The 1413-nt window shown below is 45.6% G+C and carries 1 protein-coding gene; it reads right to left on the bottom strand.

All coding sequences use genetic code 11. The features are described 5' to 3' along the window. On the bottom strand, positions 1 to 1413 hold a 1413-nt coding region (locus tag AN393_RS19530), incomplete at both ends, for an Ig-like domain-containing protein (RefSeq protein ID WP_200909060.1).

The following is a 1413-nucleotide window of genomic DNA, read 5'->3' as shown; positions in this document are numbered from 1 at the left end:
GTGAGTGTCACCGTGCCGCCAATTTCGTTACTGGTGCCCTGTAATGTCGGTGTTAGGTCGTTTACATCGCCTACATTTTGTATCGTAAGCGTGGGTGCTTGCGTGTCTAGAGTAATTGTATCGGTTACTGTTGTCGTGTTTCCTGCTTCATCAGACACACTCACTTCGATGGTGTTATCACCTTCATTCAACTCTGTCTGAGGGGTTACTGTCCAATTTCCATTGGCATCAACTGTGGTAGTCAATGTTTGTTCTACACCGTTTTCATCAGTAATCACCACAGTAACCGTAGTGCCTACATCGGCATCACTCGTGCCTGAAATAGTAGGTGTTGTATCATTAGTTATAGCATCAAAGTCAACGGTTAGACTTGGCCCTGAAGTATCGATATTACCGGTTGCTGTATCTAAAGCACTATTGCCTGCAGCATCAGAAACCTCTGCTTGTACAGTATAATCCCCTGAAGCCAACTCTTGAGAAAGCTCTACACTCCAATTCCCTTGTGCATCCGTTGTCGTATTAAACGAGCGAATAACGCCTTGGGAGTCAGTAACAGTCAAGCTTATTACAGTGCCAGATACAACGCCTGTAGTATTACCAGCAATAATTGGTGTTGTATCATTACTGGTTTCTAGGTCGTTAATTTGTATAGTCGGCGGCGTAATATCAATTACAGCATCAAGCTCGGTGGTGGCTGAGCCACCGCCTAAATCAGTTACAGTTGCACTGATTGATACATTTCCCTCAGGTAAATCTGCAGGTGGTGTAACACTCCACTGTCCGTTTGCATCAACAACGGTGGTTAGGGTGATCGTTGCCCCAGTAGAGTCTGTTATCTGAACTTCTATAGACGAGCCCACTTCTGCATTAAAAGTATCACCACTTATTTGCGGTGTTTGGTCGTTGGTTTCACCAATGACATCGATAGTGATAGTTAACGCACTTGTATCAATGGTGCCAGAGGCACTTGCAGTGCCTTCATTGCCGACGCTATCACTAATACTAGCATCAACCGTATAACTGCCTTCCGCTAAAGCAACAGGTACTTCAACCGTCCAACTACCATCAGCAATAACTTGTGCTGTGATTGTTTGCACTGCACCATTTGCATCCGTTACGGTTAAAGTAACGGTTGACCCCGTAGGCTCGCCGCTAACTGTACCAGATAGTGTCGGAGTAGTATCACTCGTATCACCTAACGCATTTATCGTCACAACCGGCGCAGTTATGTCAACTTCGCCTGTAGTGGTGGCTGTGGTTTCATTACCTGCAGAGTCGGTGATCGATACTTCAACGGTAAATTCACCTTCACTTAACTCATTAAGCACATCTACACTAAAGGTGCCATCGGCTTGCACTTCGGTCGTAATGGTTTGCGGGTTACCCGCTTCATCCGTTACGGTGATTGTAACA

Source organism: Pseudoalteromonas sp. P1-25 (genome assembly GCF_001401805.1).
In the GTDB taxonomy this organism is placed as follows: domain Bacteria; phylum Pseudomonadota; class Gammaproteobacteria; order Enterobacterales; family Alteromonadaceae; genus Pseudoalteromonas.
Note: the sequence above shows the minus strand (reverse complement) of the source record. Positions and strands in the feature narration are given on the sequence as shown.